The organism is Protofrankia sp. CiT1 (assembly GCF_917627335.1).
In the GTDB taxonomy this organism is placed as follows: Bacteria; Actinomycetota; Actinomycetes; order Frankiales; family Frankiaceae; genus Protofrankia.
The window spans coordinates 1-822 of sequence record NZ_CAKJTP010000301.1; the positions used below are offsets into that span (position 1 = coordinate 1).

Here is an 822-nt window from a genome sequence, read left to right on the forward strand (position 1 = left end):
GCCGCCGCGAACCAGCCCCCGCACCGTCCTGGGGGCACCGCCCCGCCGCCCGGCGGCGGCCCGGTGCCATCACCGAGCCGCAAGCGGTGGCCGTTCGCCGCGGCGGCGGCCGCGATCGTCGTCATCCTCGCGATCGTCGTGCCGCAGCTGCTCAGCGGCGGCAGCCCCGGCCCCAGCACCCCGGTCGCCCAGGGATCGAACAGCGCCTTTCCCGGGACGACCGGCCCGGCAACGACTGACCAGGCGACAGCCGGCCCGGCGACGACCACCTCGCCCACAACCGGTCCCGGGACAACCGAGCCGGCTCCCCCGGGAACAACCAGCCCGGCCACACCGTCCAACGCACCACAGGCCGCCGGGACGACCAACCTCTCCTCGATCAAGCCGGTCGGCACCGTGGCCGTCGTCGTGAGTACCGGGCCGGAGCAGATCGGGACAACCACCTACCCGTTCAGCGTCCGTCTTACCTGCAGCGGTTCTTTCAATCCCAGCGTCACCTACAACGTCGCGGGGTATGCCTTCCTGGACGCTGTGATCGGCGTTCCCAATGACGCCACCAATGCGGCGGGTAACACCACGGCCCTCACGTTCGTCAAGGACGGCTCGACCCAGCTGGGCTCACCGATCAACATCGCTCTCGGGCAGCCGCAGCGGGTTCACCTGGACCTCCAGAGCGCCCAGCAACTGGTAGTCAAGTGCAGCCCCACTGTCAACGCCACCCACCAGGTGACCAACATGGATATCGCTATGGGTAACGCGACCATCGGCCCTGGAACCTCGGTCGCGGGCGGTACCAAGTCGCCCTGACGACCGGCCTGGACA

At 69.7% G+C, this 822-nt stretch carries 1 pseudogene; it reads left to right on the forward strand.

The window, feature by feature from the left end:
* A pseudogene (locus MJ785_RS21860) lies at positions 1-807 on the forward strand (hypothetical protein); the annotation flags it as partial.
* Positions 808-822: the final 15 nt, after the last annotated feature.